Source organism: Vibrio sp. S234-5 (assembly GCF_000960595.1).
In the GTDB taxonomy this organism is placed as follows: domain Bacteria; phylum Pseudomonadota; class Gammaproteobacteria; order Enterobacterales; family Vibrionaceae; genus Vibrio.
In genome coordinates this window covers 1-418 of sequence record NZ_JZAM01000359.1, presented here as the reverse complement: position 1 = coordinate 418, position 418 = coordinate 1, and the positions used below count along the sequence as shown (strand labels likewise).

Below are 418 nucleotides of genomic sequence, written 5' to 3'. Positions count from 1 at the left end.
TTCCTCCGAAGCAGATAACGTCTCCTTATTATTTGACTACCACTCGTTATTAGCAGTCAACTCAGCGGCATGCAGTTGAAAACTGACATCTCTATTCGTCGGCAGCGTCAGAAGTGTATAAGATACAGGCTCAGGACCAATGATGCATCTTCGATACGGTCGCGTGATACTTCAGAGGCGCGGATGTAACCTTCAACACCATCTTCTAGCTCGATGGTTGCGCCTTTCGCGTCAACTGCAGTTACAGTACCGTGTACTAGAACGCCTTTCTTGTTGTCAGCTACATAAGCAATGAATGGGTCATTTTCCATTTGCTTAACGCCTAGAGAAATACGCTCAAGCTCAGCGTCTACAGCTAGATCTACTGCAGAGATTTCATCGCCTTTCTTGAATGCACGAACTGCTTCTTCTACTGGTA

The 418-nt window shown here is 45.9% G+C and carries 1 pseudogene; it reads right to left on the bottom strand.

Annotated features, from left to right (window positions below):
* Positions 1 to 125: 125 nt before the first annotated feature.
* A pseudogene (locus UF06_RS19025) lies at positions 126 to 418 on the bottom strand (S1 RNA-binding domain-containing protein); the annotation flags it as partial.